The following is a 16,511-nucleotide window of genomic DNA, read 5'->3' as shown; positions in this document are numbered from 1 at the left end:
TTGTTGTCTGCAACGACAGCCGCGCGGGATCTGCGCCACACCCCCTGACGGACGACGCCCGGTCCCCGCTGGGCGGGGACCGGGCGTCGGGGATGTGGAGGGCTACAGCGTGGTCGCGGTGCGCGCCTGCGCCTCGCCGAGGCGGTTGAAGCGGCCCAGCAGCTCACCGAGGCGGGCGACGTCCTCCACCGGCCAGTGGGACAGGTCCTCCTCCCACCGGGCCCGCCTGGCCTCCCGGATGCGCGCCAGCCGCGCCGCCCCCTCCGGCGAGGGGGTCAGCACCTGCGCACGACCGTCGGTGGGGTCGGCCTCGCGGCTGACCAGCCCGAGGTCGACCAGCGAGGAGACCTGCCGGCTCACCGTGCTCTTGTCCAGCCCGAGGCGCACCACCAGGTCGGCGGCGCGCAGCGGGCCGGCGTCGGCCAGCAGCGCGAGCAGGCCGTAGGCGGCCCCGTCGAGGTCGGGGTGGATCTCCCGCGCGAGCCGCGTGGACATCGCCCGCGACCGGCGCAGCAGCAGGCCGATCTCCCGCTCCACGGTGACGTAGGCCTCGTGCGTGTCCACGAGCCGGTCCCTGCCCACCGGGTCCCCGGCGCTCACCGCGGCTCCCGGGGGCGCCAGACGACCAGGGCAGAGGTCGCGGGTCGCCAGGGCACCAGCGCCCCGCCGTAGCCGGGATCGCCGCCGTAGCCGGCACGGGCCGCGCTCTCGGCGGCGATCCGGCGGCTCTCGGCCACCTCCAGCTCGTCGATCAGCTCGCGGACGCGCTGCTGGAGCGCCTCCACCTGCGACTCCAGCTCGATGATCCGCTTGATCCCGGCGAGGTTGACGCCGTCCTCCTGCGACAGGCGCTGCACCTCCCGCAGCAGCGCGACGTCGCGCGGGCTGTAGCGCCGCCCGCCCCCCGCCGTCCGCCCCGGCCGGACCAGGCCCAGCCGGTCGTACTGCCGGAGGGTCTGCGCGTGCATCCCCGCGAGCTCGGCGGCGACGGAGATGACGAAGACCGGCGCGTCCTCGGCGACGGCGCGGCCCGCCCCGGCGCGGGAGCCGTCGGTCGGCACGGTCACCGGGCACCTCCGCCGGAGACCGCGGCGGTGATCCGCGGCCGCGGATCGCCGAGCTCGGCCTCGAGCGCCTTGATCGCCTGCTCGGCGGCGGGCGACACGCGCTTGGGGACGGCGACCTCGACGGTCACCAGCAGGTCACCGGGCCGCCCCTTCCCCGGGACGCCCCGGCCACGCACCCGCAGGGTCTGCCCGCTCGCGGTGCCGGCCGGCACCCGCAGCGACACGTTGCCGTCGAGCGTGGGCACGGTGAGGGTCGTGCCCAGGGTGGCCTCGCCGAAGGTGATCGGCACGGTCAGCGCCAGGTCGTTCCCGGAGCGGCCGAACAGCTCGTGCTCGGACACGTGGACGACCACGAACAGGTCACCGGCCGGCCCTCCACGCCGCCCCGGGGCACCCTTGCCGGCCAGCCGGATCCGCTGACCGTCCTTGACACCGGCGGGGATGCGGACGGTGATCGTGCGCGTCTGCGTCGTCACCCCGCTGCCGGTGCAGGTGGGGCACGGGTCGTCGACCACCGAACCGCTGCCGCGGCAGTTGCGGCACGGCTCGGAGAAGGCGAAGGCCCCCTGGCTGCGGCTGGTCACCCCGGCGCCCTGGCACACCGGGCAGGTGTGCGGCGAGGTGCCGGGCTTCGCCCCGCTGCCGGCGCAGGTCGGGCAGGTGCCCGGGCTCTGCATCCGCAGCGGCACCGTCACCCCGAGGACGGCCTCGTCGAAGGAGAGCGTCGCCTCGGTCTCGACGTCCTGACCGCGGGCCGGACCGGAGGCCGCCTGGCTGCGGGCGCGGGCGCTCCCCGGCGTGGCCCCGCCGCCGAACAGGCCGCCCAGCAGGTCGCCGAGGCCACCCGCACCGCCCGCCCGGCCGCCGGCCCCGCCCCCGAACAGGTCCCCGAGGTCGAACGGCTGCCCGGTGCCGGCGTTGTTGGGGAAGCCGCCGGGGAACCCGGCCCGCGCACCTGCACCGCCGGCGCCGAACAGCCGCCGCGCCTCGTCGTACTCCGCCCGCCGCTTGGGATCGGACAGCACGTCGTACGCCTCGGAGACGTCCTTGAACCGCGCCTCCGCCTCCGCGTTGCCCGGGTTCTTGTCCGGGTGCAGGTCACGGGCGAGCTGGCGGTAGGCCTTCTTGATCGCCGCCGCGTCGGCGTCCCGGGCGACGCCCAGCGCGGCGTAGTAGTCCTTCTCGATGAAGTCCCGCGTGCTCATCGCACACCTCCCGTGGGGAACACGAGCCCTCGGGCGCTCATCGACACACCTCCGGTGGGGGAACCGGACACCTTCGGCGCGTCCATGCCGTTCCCTCTCGCGCTCAGTCCGACGCCGGCGAGCCCGCCGCGGACTCGTCGGCCTGCTCGGCCGCGGGCGCCGGGTGCTCGGGCTCGGTGACCGCCACCATCGCGGTGCGCAGCACCCGGTCGCCGCGGCGGAACCCCTGCCGCAGCACCGTGGTCGCGGTCGGCACCTCCACCTGCGCGGAGGTGTCGTGCATGACGGCCTCGTGCAGGGCCGGGTCGAACGGGTCGCCGCTCTTCCCGAACGCCTCGACCCCCAGGCCGTCGAGGACCCCGAGGACCCGGTCGGCGACCACCTTGAACGCGCCGGTCAGGTCGCCGTGGTCACGCGCCCGCTCGATGTCGTCGACGATCGGGAACAGCCCGCCGGCGAACCGCTCCGCAGCCTGGTCGACCACCAGCGTGCGGTCGCGGTCGACGCGCCGCCGGTAGTTGGCGTACTCCGCGGTGACCCGCTGCAGGTCCTCCGTCCGCTCGGCGAGCTGACGGGCGAGGTCACCGTCCGCGCCCCCGCTCGCCTGCTGCTCCTCCGGCGGGGCGGCCGCCGTCTCGTTCTCGCTCATCTGCTCCCCTGCTGCACGTCTGGTGGATGCGGTGGGCCCGCCCGGCGGGGAGCCGGCCGGCTGCGCGCCGGCCGGCTCCCGCACCGCGCCGCTGGTGGGGTCGATCCGCCGCTTGTCACGGATCACGACCCGCGGCTGCTCGTCCCCCGTGGTCATCGGCGGGTGTCGTCCTCGTCGACGATCTCGGCGTCCACGACGTCGTCGTCACCCGACGACGCGCCCGGCGCCTCGGCCTCCGGGCCGGGGGCTCCGGCACCGGCACCGGCCGCGCCGGCCTCGGCCTGCTGCGCGTACAGCGCCCCGCCGACCTCCTGCGAGATGCGGGCGACCTTCTCCTGCGCCGCCTTGATCGCCGCGATGTCCGAGCCGCCGAGGGCCGAGCGCAGCTCGGTCAGCGCCTCGCCGAGCTCCTCCTTCTTGTCGGCCGGGATCTTGTCCCCGTTCTCGGCCAGGAACTTCTCGGTCTGGTACTGCAGGGACTCGGCCAGGTTGCGCGTCTCGGCCTCCTCGCGGCGGCGCTTGTCCTCCTCGGCGTGGGACTCGGCGTCGCGCATCATCCGCTCGATGTCCTCCTTGGGGAGGGCCGAGCCGCCGGTGATGGTCATCGACTGCTCCTTGCCCGTGCCCAGGTCCTTGGCCGACACGTGCACGATGCCGTTGGCGTCGATGTCGAAGGCCACCTCGATCTGCGGGACACCACGGGGCGCCGGCGGCAGACCGGTCAGCTCGAACATGCCGAGCTTCTTGTTGTACATGGCCATCTCGCGCTCGCCCTGGAAGACCTGGATCTGCACGGAGGGCTGGTTGTCGTCGGCCGTCGTGAAGATCTCGGAGCGCTTGGTCGGGATCGTGGTGTTGCGCTCGATGAGCTTGGTCATGATCCCGCCCTTGGTCTCGATGCCCAGGGACAGCGGGGTGACGTCGAGCAGCAGGACGTCCTTGACCTCGCCCCTGAGGACGCCGGCCTGCAGGGCGGCACCGATGGCGACGACCTCGTCGGGGTTGACGCCCTTGTTGGGCTCCTTGCCGCCGGTCAGCTCCTTGACGAGCTCGGAGACGGCGGGCATGCGGGTCGAGCCACCCACCAGGACGACGTGGTCGATCTGGCCGACGGAGATGCCGGCGTCGCGGATCGCCTGGTTGAACGGCGCGCGGGCGCGGTCGAGGAGGTCCTGGGTCAGCCGCTGGAACTCCGCCCGGGTGATCGTGACGTCCAGGTGCAGCGGGCCGTCGGCCCCGGCGGTGATGTAGGGCAGGTTGACGTTGCTGGACTGGGCGCCCGACAGCTCGATCTTGGCCTTCTCGGCGGCCTCGCGGAGCCGCTGCATGGCCAGCTTGTCCTTGGACAGGTCGATGCCGTTCTGGGCATTGAACGTCTGCACCAGGTGCTTGACGACGCGCTCGTCCCAGTCGTCGCCGCCGAGGTGGTTGTCACCCGCGGTGGCCTTCACCTCGATGACGCCCTCGCCGATCTCGAGCAGCGAGACGTCGAAGGTGCCGCCACCGAGGTCGAAGACGAGGATCGTCTGCTCGGTCTCGCCCTTGTCGAGCCCGTAGGCCAGCGCGGCGGCGGTCGGCTCGTTGACGATGCGCAGGACGTTGAGGCCCGCGATCTCACCGGCCTCCTTGGTGGCCTGGCGCTGCGCGTCCTCGAAGTAGGCGGGCACGGTGATGACGGCGTCGGTCACCGGCTCGCCGAGGTAGGTCTCGGCGTCCCGCTTGAGCTTCTGCAGGACGCGGGCGCTGATCTCCTGCGGGGTGTACTGCTTGCCGTCGATGTCGGCGGACTTCCAGGTCGTGCCCATCTCGCGCTTGACGCTGCGGATGGTGCGGTCGACGTTGGTGACCGCCTGGTTCTTCGCCGACTGGCCCACCAGGACCTCGCCGTTCTTGGCGAAGGCCACGACCGAGGGCGTGGTCCGCGAGCCCTCGGAGTTGGCGATGACCGTCGGCTCGCCGCCCTCGAGGACGGTGACGACGGAGTTGGTGGTGCCGAGGTCGATACCGACCGCTCGAGCCATGGAGCTGGCCTCTCTTCCGTGCTGCGGGTGGGTGGTGCCGTTCCGGGGGCAGTCGAGGGACGCCGCACACCATCTTGCGTCGGGTCCGCTCAACTTTCCTGCCCACCCTAACGGCACGTCGACCCGTCGTGTTCCCGACCCCGCCCGCCACCGTCCCGCCGTCCGCCCGCCACCGTCCCGACCCCGCCCGCCACCGTCCCGCCGTCCGCCGTCCGCCACCCGTCGATCCCCCGGGAGTGCTGCACCGCGGCAGTGCCGCCGGACGGCGGCCGGTGCCGCCCCGCAGCGCGGCACCGGCGACGACACCGCGGCAGCGGCTCGCCGACCCCGCACGGAACCCGGTCGTCCACCGGGCGGCGGCGGATCCACAACCGCAGCGCGAGCGGTCCGCCGGGCGCCTCGCACCCCGACGCTGACGCGCATGCACCCCACACTCCGCGCCGCCGCCGAGCGCCGGCTCGGCGTCTTCACCGCCGCCGACGTCCGGGCGGCCGGCTACGACCACGCCGAGGTCCGGCGCCTGTGCTCCTCGGGCGCGTGGGCGCGACTGCGCCGCGGGGTCTACGTCGGTGCCGACGAGTTGGCGTCCGCGGAGACCTCCGACCGGCGCCACGAGCTGGACGCGGTGGCCGTCCTGGCCGCCCTCGACCGGCCGACTGCGGCGCTGAGCCACCTCACCGCGTGCCGCCTGTGGGGTCTTCCGGTCCGGCGGGACGCCGATCCGCTGGTCCGGCTGACCGACCCGACGCACACGCGGACCGGTCGCGGGTTCCGCGTCACCTGCGGACCCCTGACGGACGACGAGGTCCGCACCCGCGGGCCGTTCCGTCTCACCAGCCCGGCCCGGACGCTCGCCGACTGCGCCCGCGACGGCGGTCTCGACGACGCCGTCGTCGCGATGGACGCGGCCCTCCTCCTGCGGACCCTTTCCGGATCCGAGCTCGATGCCGCGGTGTCGGCCGCAGCCCGATGGCCGGGCGGGCCGCGCGCGCGCCGCGCCGCAGCACTCGCGGTCGGACGGGCGGAGTCCCCGCTCGAGACGCGGGGACGGCTGCGCATCGTCGGCGCGGGTCTGCCGCACCCCGAGCTGCAGGTGGAGATCCGCAGCGACGGCTGCCTCGTGGCCGTGGTGGACGCCTGGTTCGACGACGCCGCGGTCGCCGTCGAGTTCGACGGGAAGGTGAAGTACACCGAGCCGTGGCGGGGACGGACCCCGGCACAGGTGCTCTGGGAGGAGAAGGAGCGGGAGGACCTCCTCCGGTCGCTCGACATCGGCGTCGTCCGGATCACCGACACGGACCTGTACTCGCGCTGGCCCCGGACGGAGGCCCGGCTGCTCGACCTGACCTCCCGCCCCGGCCCGGCCCTCCGGCGCTTCACCGTGACGCCTCGGCCGCAGGACCGGCTCCGCTACCGCCGATGACCGGACCTGCCCGCTCGGAGCCGGCGCTGCTGCTGCACGACGGGGGCGGCGCCTCTGACCGGCGCCTCTGACCGGCGCCTCTGACCGGCGCCTCTGCCCGGCGCCGTGCGGCGGCGGTGCCGCCGGACGGACCCGACCGCCGCGCCGCAGCACGGTCGTCGAGTCGGCACCGCGGCAGTGCCGCCGCGCGCTCCCCCATGGCGGACGGCGGTGCGGCGGACGGCGGTGCGAGGGACGGCGGTGCGGGGGACCGCGGTGCGGGGGACGGCGGCGCGGCGGACGGCGGTGCGGGGGACGGCGGCGCGGGCCGCGGTCCGGGTGGCGGGGAGCGACCGCGGCGACGACCATCGGCCGGACAGGTGAGAGGCGTCACCCCCCGGCCTCCGCTCCGCGCGGCGATCGGGGTTACCGGCGAGTAACGTGAGCGCGCGCCGTTATCGTGCGCAGGCGTGCGGGCAGCGGTGCCCGTGGCGGTCCGCCGCCGGCCGGACACGGCCGATGGGCGGCGGCGAGGCCTTCCTCGGCGTCGTCCGGTGGACCGGAGATCGTCCGACGCCGCCGGGCGTCCGGGAGGGAAGCACTCTATGACAGGCCCGCTGCAGATCGTCATGGGGACGATCAGCGTCCTGTTCCTGATCGTCGCGTCCGTGCTCGCCTACCGGGCGGTGCGGGCGATGGTCCGGATCATCAGGACCGGCCAGCCGGACAGCACCCGCTCCGGCCCGGTCGGCCCGCGGCTGAAGACCCTCGTGGTCGAGTCGCTCGGCCACACCCGCATGCTCAAGTGGTCGGCCATCGGTGTCGCCCACTGGTTCGTCTTCCTCGGGTTCTACGGCCTGTTCCTCACCCTGGTCGAGGCGTTCGGCGAGGTCTGGAACCCGGCCTGGCACCTGCCGATCATCGGCGAGTGGGGCATCTGGAACCTGTTCGCCGACCTCATCGGTGCGGGCACGATCCTCGGGATCCTCTACCTCATCTACCGGCGCCAGCGCGACCACCCGCGCCGCCAGGGCCGCAGCAGCCGCTTCGCCGGGTCGAACGAGGGCCGCGGCTACTTCGTCGAGGGGATCGTCCTCACCGTCGGCGTCTGCATCCTGCTGATCCGCGCCCTCAAGATCTCCTCCGACCTCACCGACGCCCCCGGCTGGTCGCACCCGATCTCGGGCGCGCTGGCGACCGTTCTCCCCGACAGCCCCACGCTGCTGTCGATCGTCGCCTTCATCAAGATCGTGGTGTCGCTGACCTGGCTCGTGGTCATCAGCCGGATCCTGAACATGGGCGTGGCCTGGCACCGGTTCAGCGCGTTCTTCAACATCTACTTCAAGCGGGACGGCGACACCGGCGCCCCGGCCCTCGGTCCGCTGCTGCCGATGACCTCCAACGGCAAGCCGATCGACTTCGAGGACCCCGGCGAGGACGACGTCTTCGGCCGCGGCAAGGTCGAGGACTTCACCTGGAAGGGCATGCTCGACTTCACCACCTGCACGGAGTGCGGTCGGTGCCAGAGCCAGTGCCCGGCGTGGAACACCGGCAAGCCCCTGTCGCCCAAGATGGTGATCATGGACCTGCGGGACCACCTCTACGCGAAGGCCCCGTACCTGCTCGGCGAGAAGACCGCCGCCGAGACCGCCCCGGACTACGACGTCCTCAAGCCCAGCGACGAGCAGGTCTGGGCGTCGGGGTACGCGCGCATCGAGGGCACGAACGACGCCCAGGCCCACCGCCCGCTGGTCGGCACCCTCGAGGAGGGCGGGGTCATCGACCCCGACGTCCTGTGGAGCTGCACCAACTGCGGCGCCTGCGTCGAGCAGTGCCCGGTCGACATCGAGCACATCGACCACATCGAGGACATGCGCCGCTACCAGGTGCTCATCGAGTCCAGCTTCCCCTCCGAGGCCGGCGTGATGATGCGCAACCTGGAGAACCGCGGGAACCCCTGGGGCGTCAGCCCGAGCACCCGCAACGAGTGGATCAAGGAGATGGACTTCGAGGTCGAGGTCGCCGACGGCCCGCTCGACTACGACGTCGAGTACCTCTTCTGGGTCGGCTGCGCCGGCGCCATCGACGACCGCGCCAAGAAGGTCACCAAGGCCGTCGCCGAGCTGCTGCACACCGCCGGCGTCCGGTTCGCCGTCATGGGTGAGGGTGAGACCTGCTCGGGCGACCCGGCCCGGCGCATGGGCAACGAGTTCCTGTTCCAGATGCTGGCCCAGGAGAACGTGGAGTCGCTCAACGGCGTGTTCGAGGGCCGCGTCCCCGGCATGCGCAAGATCGTCACGACCTGCCCGCACTGCTTCAACTCGCTGGGCCGCGAGTACCCGCAGGTGGGCGGCGAGTACGAGGTCGTGCACCACACCCAGCTGCTCAGCCAGCTGATCGAGGAGGGCCGGCTCACGCCGGTCACCCCGGTGGACCGGAAGATCACCTACCACGACCCGTGCTTCCTGGGCCGGCACAACAAGGTCTACACCCCGCCCCGGGAGATCCTCGACTCCGTCCAGGGCCTGGCCACCCAGGAGATGCACCGCTGCAAGGACCGCGGCTTCTGCTGCGGCGCCGGAGGCGCCCGCATGTGGATGGAGGAGAAGATCGGCAAGCGGATCAACGTGGAGCGCACCGAGGAGGCCCTCGGCCTCGATCCGGACGTCATCTCCACGGCCTGCCCGTTCTGCATCACCATGCTGTCGGACGCCCTCACGTCCAAGAAGCAGAACGGCGAGGCGGGCGAGCACGTCGAGGTCCTCGACGTCAGCCAGATCCTGCTCCGCTCCATGGCTCCGGCCGGCGCCCCGGGCACCGAGTCCGGCGCGGACGTCGGCACCAAGGCCGACGACGTGGCCGGCACCGGCTCGGCCGCGACGGAGCACGGCCCGCAAGCCTGAGGAAGGACCCCTCCCAGGGGGCGATGACGACGGCGCGTGCCCCCTCTCCGGGGGCACGCGCCGTCGCACGTCCGGGACCGGCACTCCTTAGCGCGGCGAAGGACCCGGTGGCACGCGCCGGCCGAGGGCGGAGGACCATCGACCGGTGACCCGCACCGCCGACCGCGCCACCACCGCAGGGCCGGCCGCCACCCGCCGGGGGCTGTGGCTCGTGGGGACGGCGATCGTGCTCACGGCGCTCAACCTGCGGACCGCGGTGAACAGCGTCGGGCCGGTGCTCGAGGAGCTCGAGCGCGGTCTCGGCATCTCCAGCGGCGCGGCCGGCCTCATCACGACGATGCCGGTGCTCTGCTTCGCGGCCATCGGCTTCGCCGGACCGCCGCTGGCGGCCCGCTACCGCGACGGGCACGTGCTCGCCGGCGCGCTGCTGACGATGGCCGCCGGTCTGGTCGTCCGCGCGCTGGCCGGCTCCTTCGCGCTCTTCCTGGCCGGAACCGTCCTGGCCATGGTCGGTGGCGCCCTCGGCAACGTCCTGCTGCCCAGCCTGGTCAAGCGGTACTTCCCCACCCGCACCGGCCTGCTCGTCGGCGCCTACAGCGCCGCCATGGCCGTGGGCGGCGCGGTCGCCTCGGTGGCCGCCGCACCGATCGCCGCAGCCGGTGGGACCGACGGCTGGCGGTGGGCGCTCGGCGTCTGGGCGCTGCTCGCCGTGCTCGCCGCGCTGCCGTGGCTGGCGGTCCCCGTCCGGCCGGGGGCCTCCCGCGGCACGCACGCCGTCGTGCGGATGCGCTCGCTGGCCCGCAGCCCCCTCGCCATCGCGCTCGCGGTCTTCTTCGGCCTGCAGGCCACGCAGGCCTACGTCGTCGTCGGCTGGTCGGCGCAGTACCTGCGCGACTCGGGGCTGTCCGCGGCCACGGCCGGCCTGCTGCTCGCCCTCAACACCGCCGTCGTCGTCCCGGTGAACGCGGTGGTGCCGGCGCTGACCGTGCGTCCCCACCTGCAGCGGCCGATGCTGCTGGCCTTCATGGCCTGCTACGTCGCCGGGTGGGTGGGCCTGTGGGCGGCACCGACCGCGGCGCCGTGGTTGTGGATGTGCCTGCTGGCGCTCGGCCTGGGGACCTTCGCCATGGTCCTGACCCTGATCGGGCTGCGCGCCCGGACGCCCGAGACCACGGCCGCGCTGTCCACGGTCACCCAGGGCTGGGGATACGTGCTCGCGGGCGCCGGACCGCTGCTGGTCGGCGTCCTGCGCGGCAGCACCGGCGGCTACACCGGCATGTTCGTCGTCGTCCTCGCCGGCGTCGCCGGGCTGACGGCGACCGGCTGGCTGGTCACCCGGCAGCGCTACGTCGACGACGAGGTCCCCGGCTGGATGCCCCGGCGGGAGGACGACGTGGTGCGGACGGCGGGCGCGGAGCCGCCCGTCGTCGTCAGGGAGCCGGGCGGCGGGTCTCCGCGCGGGTGAAGTTGCGGAAGGACCGGGACGGCGTCGGCCCGCGCTGGTCCTGGTAGCGCGAGCCGTACACGGCCGACCCGTAGGGGTGCTCGGCCGCGCTGGTCAGCCGGAACAGGCACAGCTGACCGATCTTCATCCCCGGCCACAGGGTGATGGGCAGGTTGGCCACGTTGGACAGCTCCAGCGTGATGTGGCCGGAGAAGCCCGGGTCCACGAACCCGGCCGTGGAGTGCGTGAGCAGCCCCAGCCGCCCGAGCGAGCTCTTGCCCTCGAGGCGGGCCGCCAGGTCGTCGGGGATCGAGACGACCTCGAGCGTCGACCCGAGCACGAACTCGCCGGGGTGCAGCACGAACGGCTCGTCGCCCTCGGGCTCCACCAGGGTGGTCAGGTCGTCCTGCTGCTGCGCAGGGTCGATGTGCGTGTAGCGGGCGTTGTTGAACACGCGGAAGAACCGGTCCAGCCGGACGTCGATGCTCGACGGTTGCACGAGAGCGGCGTCGTAGGGCTCGATGCCCAGACGCCCCTCCGCGATCGCGCCGGTGATGTCGCGGTCGGACAGCAGCATGGCCGGAGTCTAGGGAGCGGCCGCGAGCAGGGACCGGGGTCCTCGATCGCCTGCCCGGACGGCCGGACGGCTGCGCTCGGAGGCCATCGGGTCCCTGCGAGATGCGCCGCCGAGTCGCGTGCGTCCCCCCGTCGGGTGGACCGTGCGGTCGGGCCGACGGCTCCCGGCCCCCGCCTGTAGCGTCTGGGCGTCACGGGGCGGCCCTCCCCAGGGCCCATGACCGGCAGGGGCGCGCCCTCGGTGCGCCGGTCGCCGGCGCCTTCCCCGAGCGTGTGCGGAGGTGAGCGTGGGCACGGAGGACGGAGCCGCCCCCACGGGCACCGACCTCTTCTCCGGAGGCGGCGAGATCGGCCGGCTCATGGCCGCGCACGACTGGTCCCGCAGTCCGATCGGCCCGGTGTCGACATGGCCGGCGAGCCTGCGTTTCGCCGTCCGCACCGTGCTCACGTCGCGCTTCCCCATGATCCTCACCTGGGGAGCGGAGTACACCCAGATCTACAACGGCGCGTACGCCGAGCTGATCGGCGCCAAGCACCCCGGGGCCATCGGCGGTGACCTGCGGGTGACCCAGGCCGAGAACTGGGCGCAGCTGCAGGGGCCGGTCGAGCACGCGGTCACGACCGGGAAACCGACCTGGATCCCGCAACTGCTGCTCCCCATCGAGCGTGCCGGGTACCGGGAGGAGACGTACTTCACCGTCTCCCACGCCCCTGCCTTCGGCGACGACGGCGAGGTGGCGGGGATGCACGCGGTGTGCACCGAGGTCACCCGGCAGGTGCTCGCCGAGCGGCGGCAGGAGCTGCTCCGCCGGGTCGCCGCCTCGGGCGGCAGGCTGGACGACGACGCCGCCGTCGTGCGCGGCATGTGCGCGGCGATCGGCGAGGCCCCCGGGGACGTGCCGGTCGCCGCCGTGTGGCTGGCCCCGCCCGGAGGTGGCGACCTCGAGCTGGTGGCCGCGTGCGGTTGCGACGAGGCCCGGCTGCCCGCCACCACCTCGCTCTCCTCGCTCACCGCCCTGACGGTGGCCGACCTCGGTGCGCACGGGGGACCGTTCGGCGATCCGGTGACCGAGGGCGTCGTGCTCCCGCTGACCGGCAGCGACGGGAGCGCGCCCGTCGGCGCCCTGCTGGCCGGCGTGAACCCCAACCGGGCGCTGGACGACGAGTACCGGTCGTTCCACGAGCTACTCGCCGGGCAGGTGGCCGGTGCGGTGGTCAACGCCCGCGCGTACGCCGCCGAGCGGTCGCGCGCCGAGGAACTGGCCGAGCTCGACCGCGCGAAGACGGCGTTCTTCTCCGACGTCAGCCACGAGCTGCGCACACCGGTGACCCTGCTGCTCGGGCCGCTCGCCGACGTCCTGGCCGACAGCGGCGACCGGTTGCCCGGCGACGTCCGGGACCGCCTGGCGATGTCGCTGCGCAACGGCCGGCGGCTGCGCCGGCTCGTCGACGACCTGCTCGAGTTCGCCGGCATCGAGGCCGGTCGCGCCGGCGCCGTCCGCGTCGCGACCGACCTCGCCGCCCTGACCGCCGAGCTCGCCGGCGTGCTCCGGGCCGCCGCGGAGCGGGCCGGGCTGCGGCTGACCGTGGACTGCCCGCCGCTGCCGCGGACGGCCGCCGTGGACCCGCGGATGTGGGAGAAGATCGTCCTCAACCTGGTCAGCAACGCGGTCAAGTACACCTTCGTCGGCGGCATCGACGTGACGCTGCGGGACGACGAGGGCCGGCTGGTCCTCCGGGTCGCCGACACCGGCGTGGGGATCCCCGCCGAGGAGCTCCCGCACGTCTTCGAGCGCTTCCACCGGGGCACCGACAGCCGGGCACGCACCCGGGAGGGGACCGGCCTGGGGCTGGCCCTGGTCGCCGAGCTCGTCGGGCTGCACGGCGGCGAGGTGGGCGTGCGCAGCGAGCCCGGCCTCGGCAGCACCTTCACCGTCACGCTCCCCTACGGCGAGCCCGACGCCGATCCGCCGGACCACGCAGGGCCCTCGGAGGCGGCCGGGACCCTGGCGCCCTGGGTCGACGAGGTTCCGCCGGCGGCGGCGGAACCGGCCGGCGAGGGCCGGACGACGGTCCTCGTGGTCGACGACAACGCCGACATGCGCGCCTACCTGACGCGGCTGCTCGCCCCGCACCACGCCGTCCGCTCGGCGGTCGACGGCCGCGACGCCCTGGAGCAGATCCGCCGCGAGCCGCCCGACCTCGTGCTGACCGACGTGATGATGCCCGTGGTCGACGGCTTCGAACTGCTCCGCGCGCTGCGGGCCGAGCCGGCCACCCGCGGGCTGCCCGTCGTGGTGCTCACCGCCCGGGCCGGGCAGGAGGCCGCGGTCGAGGGGCTGGAGGCCGGCGCCGACGACTACCTGCCCAAGCCGTTCGAGTCCGCGGAGCTCGTCGCCCGCGTCCGGGCGGTCCTCGACCGCGCCTCCGGAGCCCCGCACACCGACCCGGCCGGGGAGCACCACCCCGCACCGCCGGTCGACACGGTCCCCGCACCGGCCTCCCCGCCGCGCCCGCGGGACCCCGTCGCCCGGCAGGTGACGGCGCAGCGGCCGCCCGCTCCCCCGGCGCGGGGTGTGCGCCGCGAGCGCTGGCGCTTCCCCTCCAGCGCCGCGTCCGTCCCGGCGCTGCGCCGCCGGCTGCGGCTGCTGTTCGCCGAGTGCGGTGTGGACGAGGAGCTGTCCTACGACCTGCTGCTGGCCACCTGCGAGGCCGCGACCAACGCCGTCGAGCACGCCCAGGAGCCGGTCGAGCCGCTCGTCGAGATCGCCGTGGAGATCGGCGCGGCGGACGTCGTGGTCCGGGTGCGCGACTTCGGTCAGTGGCGCGAGCGCGTCCCGAGCATGGACCGCGGCCGCGGCTCGATGCTGATGAGCGCCTTCGCGGAGGTGACGGCGACCCCGAGCGCCGAGGGGACGACGGTGGTGATCCGGGCCGCGCGCCGGTGAGCAACCCGGCGTCCGCGTGGACCGGTGCCCGCCCGCGGCCGGGCACTTGCTAGGCTGGGAACCGCGGCCCGAGGCCGCTCGCGGGTGTAGTTCAATGGTAGAACATCAGCTTCCCAAGCTGACAGTGCGAGTTCGATTCTCGTCACCCGCTCCACCGCACGCCGGGCCCGATCCGCCGATCGCGCCCGGCGTCCCTCGTTTCGGGGCCCATCAGGAGCGGACGGCGGTGACCGCCCACAGCGGGTCGCCGAACCCGGGCGGCGTCCGCAGCGCGACGGCCGGCTCGCCGAAGCCGCCGGCCCGCCGCACGAGCTCGGCCACCAGCGCCCCCCGCTCGCCCTCCGGCGTGAGCAGCCAGCCGCGCACCGCCTTGGTCGGGAAGCACCGGTTGGAGAAGGTCACCGCCAGCACGCCACCGGGGCGCAGGACGCGGGCCACGTCGGCGAGCACCTCGACCGGGCGGATCAGGTAGTCGACCGACACGCAGCAGACGACGGCGTCCACGTCGGCGTCGGGCAGCGGCAGCCGCGGGTCGGCGTTCAGGTCGTGGACGACCCGCGCCGTGGCGGCCGGGTTGGCGGCCAGCTCCGCGGCGTTCATCCCGAGGACGACGAGCTCGGCCGGTGGCGTGCGGAAGTGCGAGACCCACGACGACATCAGGTCCAGCACGCGCACCGGCCGGCCGGCGTCGCCGTCGATGCCCAGCTCGGCGTACAGGTCGCCGACCGCCGCGATCGCCCGGTCGTCGATGTGCGTGACCAGCCGCTGCGGCCGGTAGAAGAGGCCGTCGGGGGTCTCGTCGGCCCGGGAGAAGAAGCCGGCCGGGAAGTCGGGGCGGGGGTCGGGACCGGGATGCACACGCCGAGTCTCCCGGCCGCAGCGCCCGGGCGTCGGCGAGACTGCGCGGGTGACCCCCGGGCCGGACCGCGCGCGAGCTGCACACCCGTCGGCACTCGCGGCCGGTGGCGACGAGGGTGCAGGTCTCGTCGAGGCGCTGCGGGCGGCCGGGTGCGTGTTCGCCGAGGAGGAGGCCGCCGTCCTGCGGAGCACCGCCGCCGGCCCCGCGGCGCTGGCGGCCCTGCTGGCCCGACGCATGGCGGGCGAGCCGCTCGAGCAGGTCGTCGGCTGGGCGGCCTTCGACGGCCTGCGGATCCCCGTGGCGCCGGGGGTGTTCGTGCCCCGGCAGCGCAGCGTCCTGCTGGTCGAGCTGGCGCTGGGCGCGATGCCCCGACCGGGCGTCGTGGTCGACCTGTGCTGCGGCACCGGCGCCCTCGGCGCCGCGCTGGCCGCCCGCGCGCCCGGTCCGGTCGAGGTGCACGCCGCCGACCTGGACCCCGTCGCCGTCCGGTGCGCGGCCCGGACCCTGGCGCCCTGGCACGGCCGGGCCCACCGCGGCGACCTCTTCCGGGCCCTCCCCGGCGGGCTGCGCGGCCGGGTCGACGTGCTCGTCGTGAACGCGCCCTACGTGCCGACGGGCGCGATCGCGCTCATGCCGCCCGAGGCGCGGCTGCACGAGCCACGGACGGCGCTCGACGGCGGACCCGACGGCCTGGCGCTGCACCGCCGCGTGGCCACGGGCGCCCCGGACTGGCTCGCACCGGGCGGCGTCCTGCTGCTGGAGACGAGCGCCGCGCAGGCCGAGGGGACGGCAGGGGCGGTGCGCGCGGCCGGCCTGCGGGCAACGGTGCACACCGATCCCGAACGCGACGCCACCGCGGTCGTCGGCGTCATGACGGTGGGTGAGCGACCCGATCGGACGCGTTCCGGAACACCGACGTCCTGAGGAACCCGCAGGTCAGCCCAGGCCCTTGGTCCCTGTACCGAGGGTCGCGGTCCGGTCACGATGACGCCATGACGGATGTGGAGCCGCTGCGGTTCGGACACCTGCGTCCCCGCCGTCGTCCCCCGACGCTGCTCGTCGACGTCGACGGCAGCTCCGATGCCTACCGCTCGCTGGTCTGGTCCCTGCACGAGGCCGCCCGGCGCGAGGCGACCGTGGTGGCGGCCTGCGTGCTCGCGGAGACCGCCGAGGCGCACGAGGCACCCGTCGTCGCCGCGGCCCGGTCCCGGGTCGACGCCCAGGTGCTCCGGGCCATCGCCGAGACCGGCGTGCACGGCCGGGCCCGCACGGCCGTCCTCGAGCGGCCCGTGTTCGACGCGCTGTCCGGCGCGGCCCACGGCGGGGACCTGGTCCTGGTGACGGGCACCGGCAAAGCGCTGCTGCGCCACGCGATCCCCCGTCCCCCGGTCCGGCGCCTGGCCCGCGGCGCCTGAACGGTCCCGCCACGCGTGTCGT

Annotated in this window: 13 protein-coding genes, 1 tRNA gene and 2 pseudogenes; 9 read left to right on the top strand and 7 right to left on the bottom strand. The window is 74.6% G+C overall.

Translation table 11 applies throughout. The features are described from left to right. Window positions 1-102: 102 nt before the first annotated feature. The 5 genes from ACK586_RS00505 to dnaK all read right to left on the bottom strand — a co-directional run bounded on the left by ACK586_RS00505 (window position 103) and on the right by dnaK (window position 4,942). A complete protein-coding gene (locus tag ACK586_RS00505) occupies window positions 103-600 on the bottom strand; it encodes a MarR family winged helix-turn-helix transcriptional regulator (protein WP_409328499.1) in 498 nt (165 codons plus the stop codon). Continuing rightward, entirely contained in the window at window positions 597-1,067 is a 471-nt protein-coding gene (locus ACK586_RS00500) for a heat shock protein transcriptional repressor HspR (protein ID WP_409328498.1), read from the bottom strand. The genes ACK586_RS00505 and ACK586_RS00500 overlap by 4 nt, the downstream gene beginning before the upstream one ends. Next, on the bottom strand, window positions 1,064-2,272 hold the full coding sequence (gene dnaJ / locus ACK586_RS00495; RefSeq protein WP_409328497.1) for a molecular chaperone DnaJ: 1,209 nt from the start codon (window positions 2,270-2,272) through the stop codon (window positions 1,064-1,066). The genes ACK586_RS00500 and dnaJ overlap by 4 nt, the downstream gene beginning before the upstream one ends. A gap of 103 nt (window positions 2,273-2,375) precedes the next feature. Further along, window positions 2,376-3,077: a nucleotide exchange factor GrpE gene (gene grpE / locus ACK586_RS00490; protein ID WP_409328496.1), complete on the bottom strand. Its 702-nt coding sequence runs from the start codon at window positions 3,075-3,077 to the stop codon at window positions 2,376-2,378. Further along, entirely contained in the window at window positions 3,074-4,942 is a 1,869-nt protein-coding gene (gene dnaK / locus ACK586_RS00485; protein ID WP_409328495.1) for a molecular chaperone DnaK, read from the bottom strand. Before dnaK ends, grpE begins: the two co-directional genes overlap by 4 nt. Window positions 4,943-5,363: 421 nt before the next feature. Between dnaK and ACK586_RS00480 the strand changes: the two genes are divergently transcribed. The 3 genes from ACK586_RS00480 (at window position 5,364) to ACK586_RS00470 (ending at window position 10,712) form a co-directional block, all read left to right on the top strand. Beyond that, complete coding sequence (locus tag ACK586_RS00480; protein ID WP_409328494.1) at window positions 5,364-6,365, top strand: type IV toxin-antitoxin system AbiEi family antitoxin domain-containing protein; 1,002 nt, start codon at window positions 5,364-5,366, stop codon at window positions 6,363-6,365. Window positions 6,366-6,949: 584 nt separating this feature from the next. Continuing rightward, a complete protein-coding gene (locus tag ACK586_RS00475; protein ID WP_409328493.1) occupies window positions 6,950-9,247 on the top strand; it encodes a heterodisulfide reductase-related iron-sulfur binding cluster in 2,298 nt (765 codons plus the stop codon). Window positions 9,248-9,392: 145 nt separating this feature from the next. Continuing rightward, window positions 9,393-10,712, top strand: coding sequence for an MFS transporter (locus tag ACK586_RS00470; protein ID WP_409328492.1), 1,320 nt, complete (start codon window positions 9,393-9,395; stop codon window positions 10,710-10,712). Here the strand turns inward: ACK586_RS00470 and dcd are convergent. Next, window positions 10,678-11,268, bottom strand: coding sequence for a dCTP deaminase (gene dcd, locus ACK586_RS00465; protein WP_409328491.1), 591 nt, complete (start codon window positions 11,266-11,268; stop codon window positions 10,678-10,680). The two genes, ACK586_RS00470 and dcd, sit on opposite strands and share 35 nt — an antisense overlap. 358 nt (window positions 11,269-11,626) lie before the next feature. Between dcd and ACK586_RS00460 the strand changes: the two are divergent. From ACK586_RS00460 to ACK586_RS00445, 4 genes and pseudogenes are all read left to right on the top strand, one after another. After that, a pseudogene (locus ACK586_RS00460) lies at window positions 11,627-13,204 on the top strand (sensor histidine kinase); the annotation flags it as partial. Window positions 13,205-13,345: 141 nt separating this feature from the next. Beyond that, window positions 13,346-13,690: pseudogene (locus ACK586_RS00455) on the top strand (response regulator transcription factor); the annotation flags it as partial. Window positions 13,691-13,804: 114 nt separating this feature from the next. Then, window positions 13,805-14,215 (top strand): ATP-binding protein, encoded by a 411-nt coding sequence (locus ACK586_RS00450; RefSeq protein ID WP_409328652.1) that lies wholly within the window; start codon window positions 13,805-13,807, stop codon window positions 14,213-14,215. 80 nt (window positions 14,216-14,295) lie between these two features. Further along, window positions 14,296-14,369 (top strand) — tRNA-Gly (locus ACK586_RS00445). 56 nt (window positions 14,370-14,425) lie between these two features. On the opposite strand, the gene ACK586_RS00440 is transcribed toward ACK586_RS00445, so the two are convergent. Beyond that, on the bottom strand, window positions 14,426-15,073 hold the full coding sequence (locus ACK586_RS00440) for a class I SAM-dependent methyltransferase (RefSeq protein WP_409328490.1): 648 nt from the start codon (window positions 15,071-15,073) through the stop codon (window positions 14,426-14,428). A gap of 49 nt (window positions 15,074-15,122) precedes the next feature. Between ACK586_RS00440 and ACK586_RS00435 the strand changes: the two genes are divergently transcribed. Both ACK586_RS00435 and ACK586_RS00430 read left to right on the top strand, forming a co-directional pair. Beyond that, the gene (locus ACK586_RS00435; RefSeq protein ID WP_409328489.1) at window positions 15,123-15,998 is read left to right on the top strand and encodes a putative protein N(5)-glutamine methyltransferase; all 876 of its coding nucleotides are present in this window, start codon (window positions 15,123-15,125) and stop codon (window positions 15,996-15,998) included. Between the two features lie 68 nt (window positions 15,999-16,066). Further along, window positions 16,067-16,489 carry a hypothetical protein gene (locus tag ACK586_RS00430; protein ID WP_409328488.1) on the top strand — a complete coding sequence of 141 codons (423 nt, stop codon included), beginning with the start codon at window positions 16,067-16,069 and terminating at the stop codon, window positions 16,487-16,489. Window positions 16,490-16,511: the final 22 nt, after the last annotated feature.

The sequence above is a fragment of the Trujillonella humicola genome, assembly GCF_046233715.1.
Lineage (GTDB): Bacteria > Actinomycetota > Actinomycetes > Mycobacteriales > Geodermatophilaceae > Trujillonella > Trujillonella humicola.
Note: the sequence above shows the minus strand (reverse complement) of the source record. Positions and strands in the feature narration are given on the sequence as shown.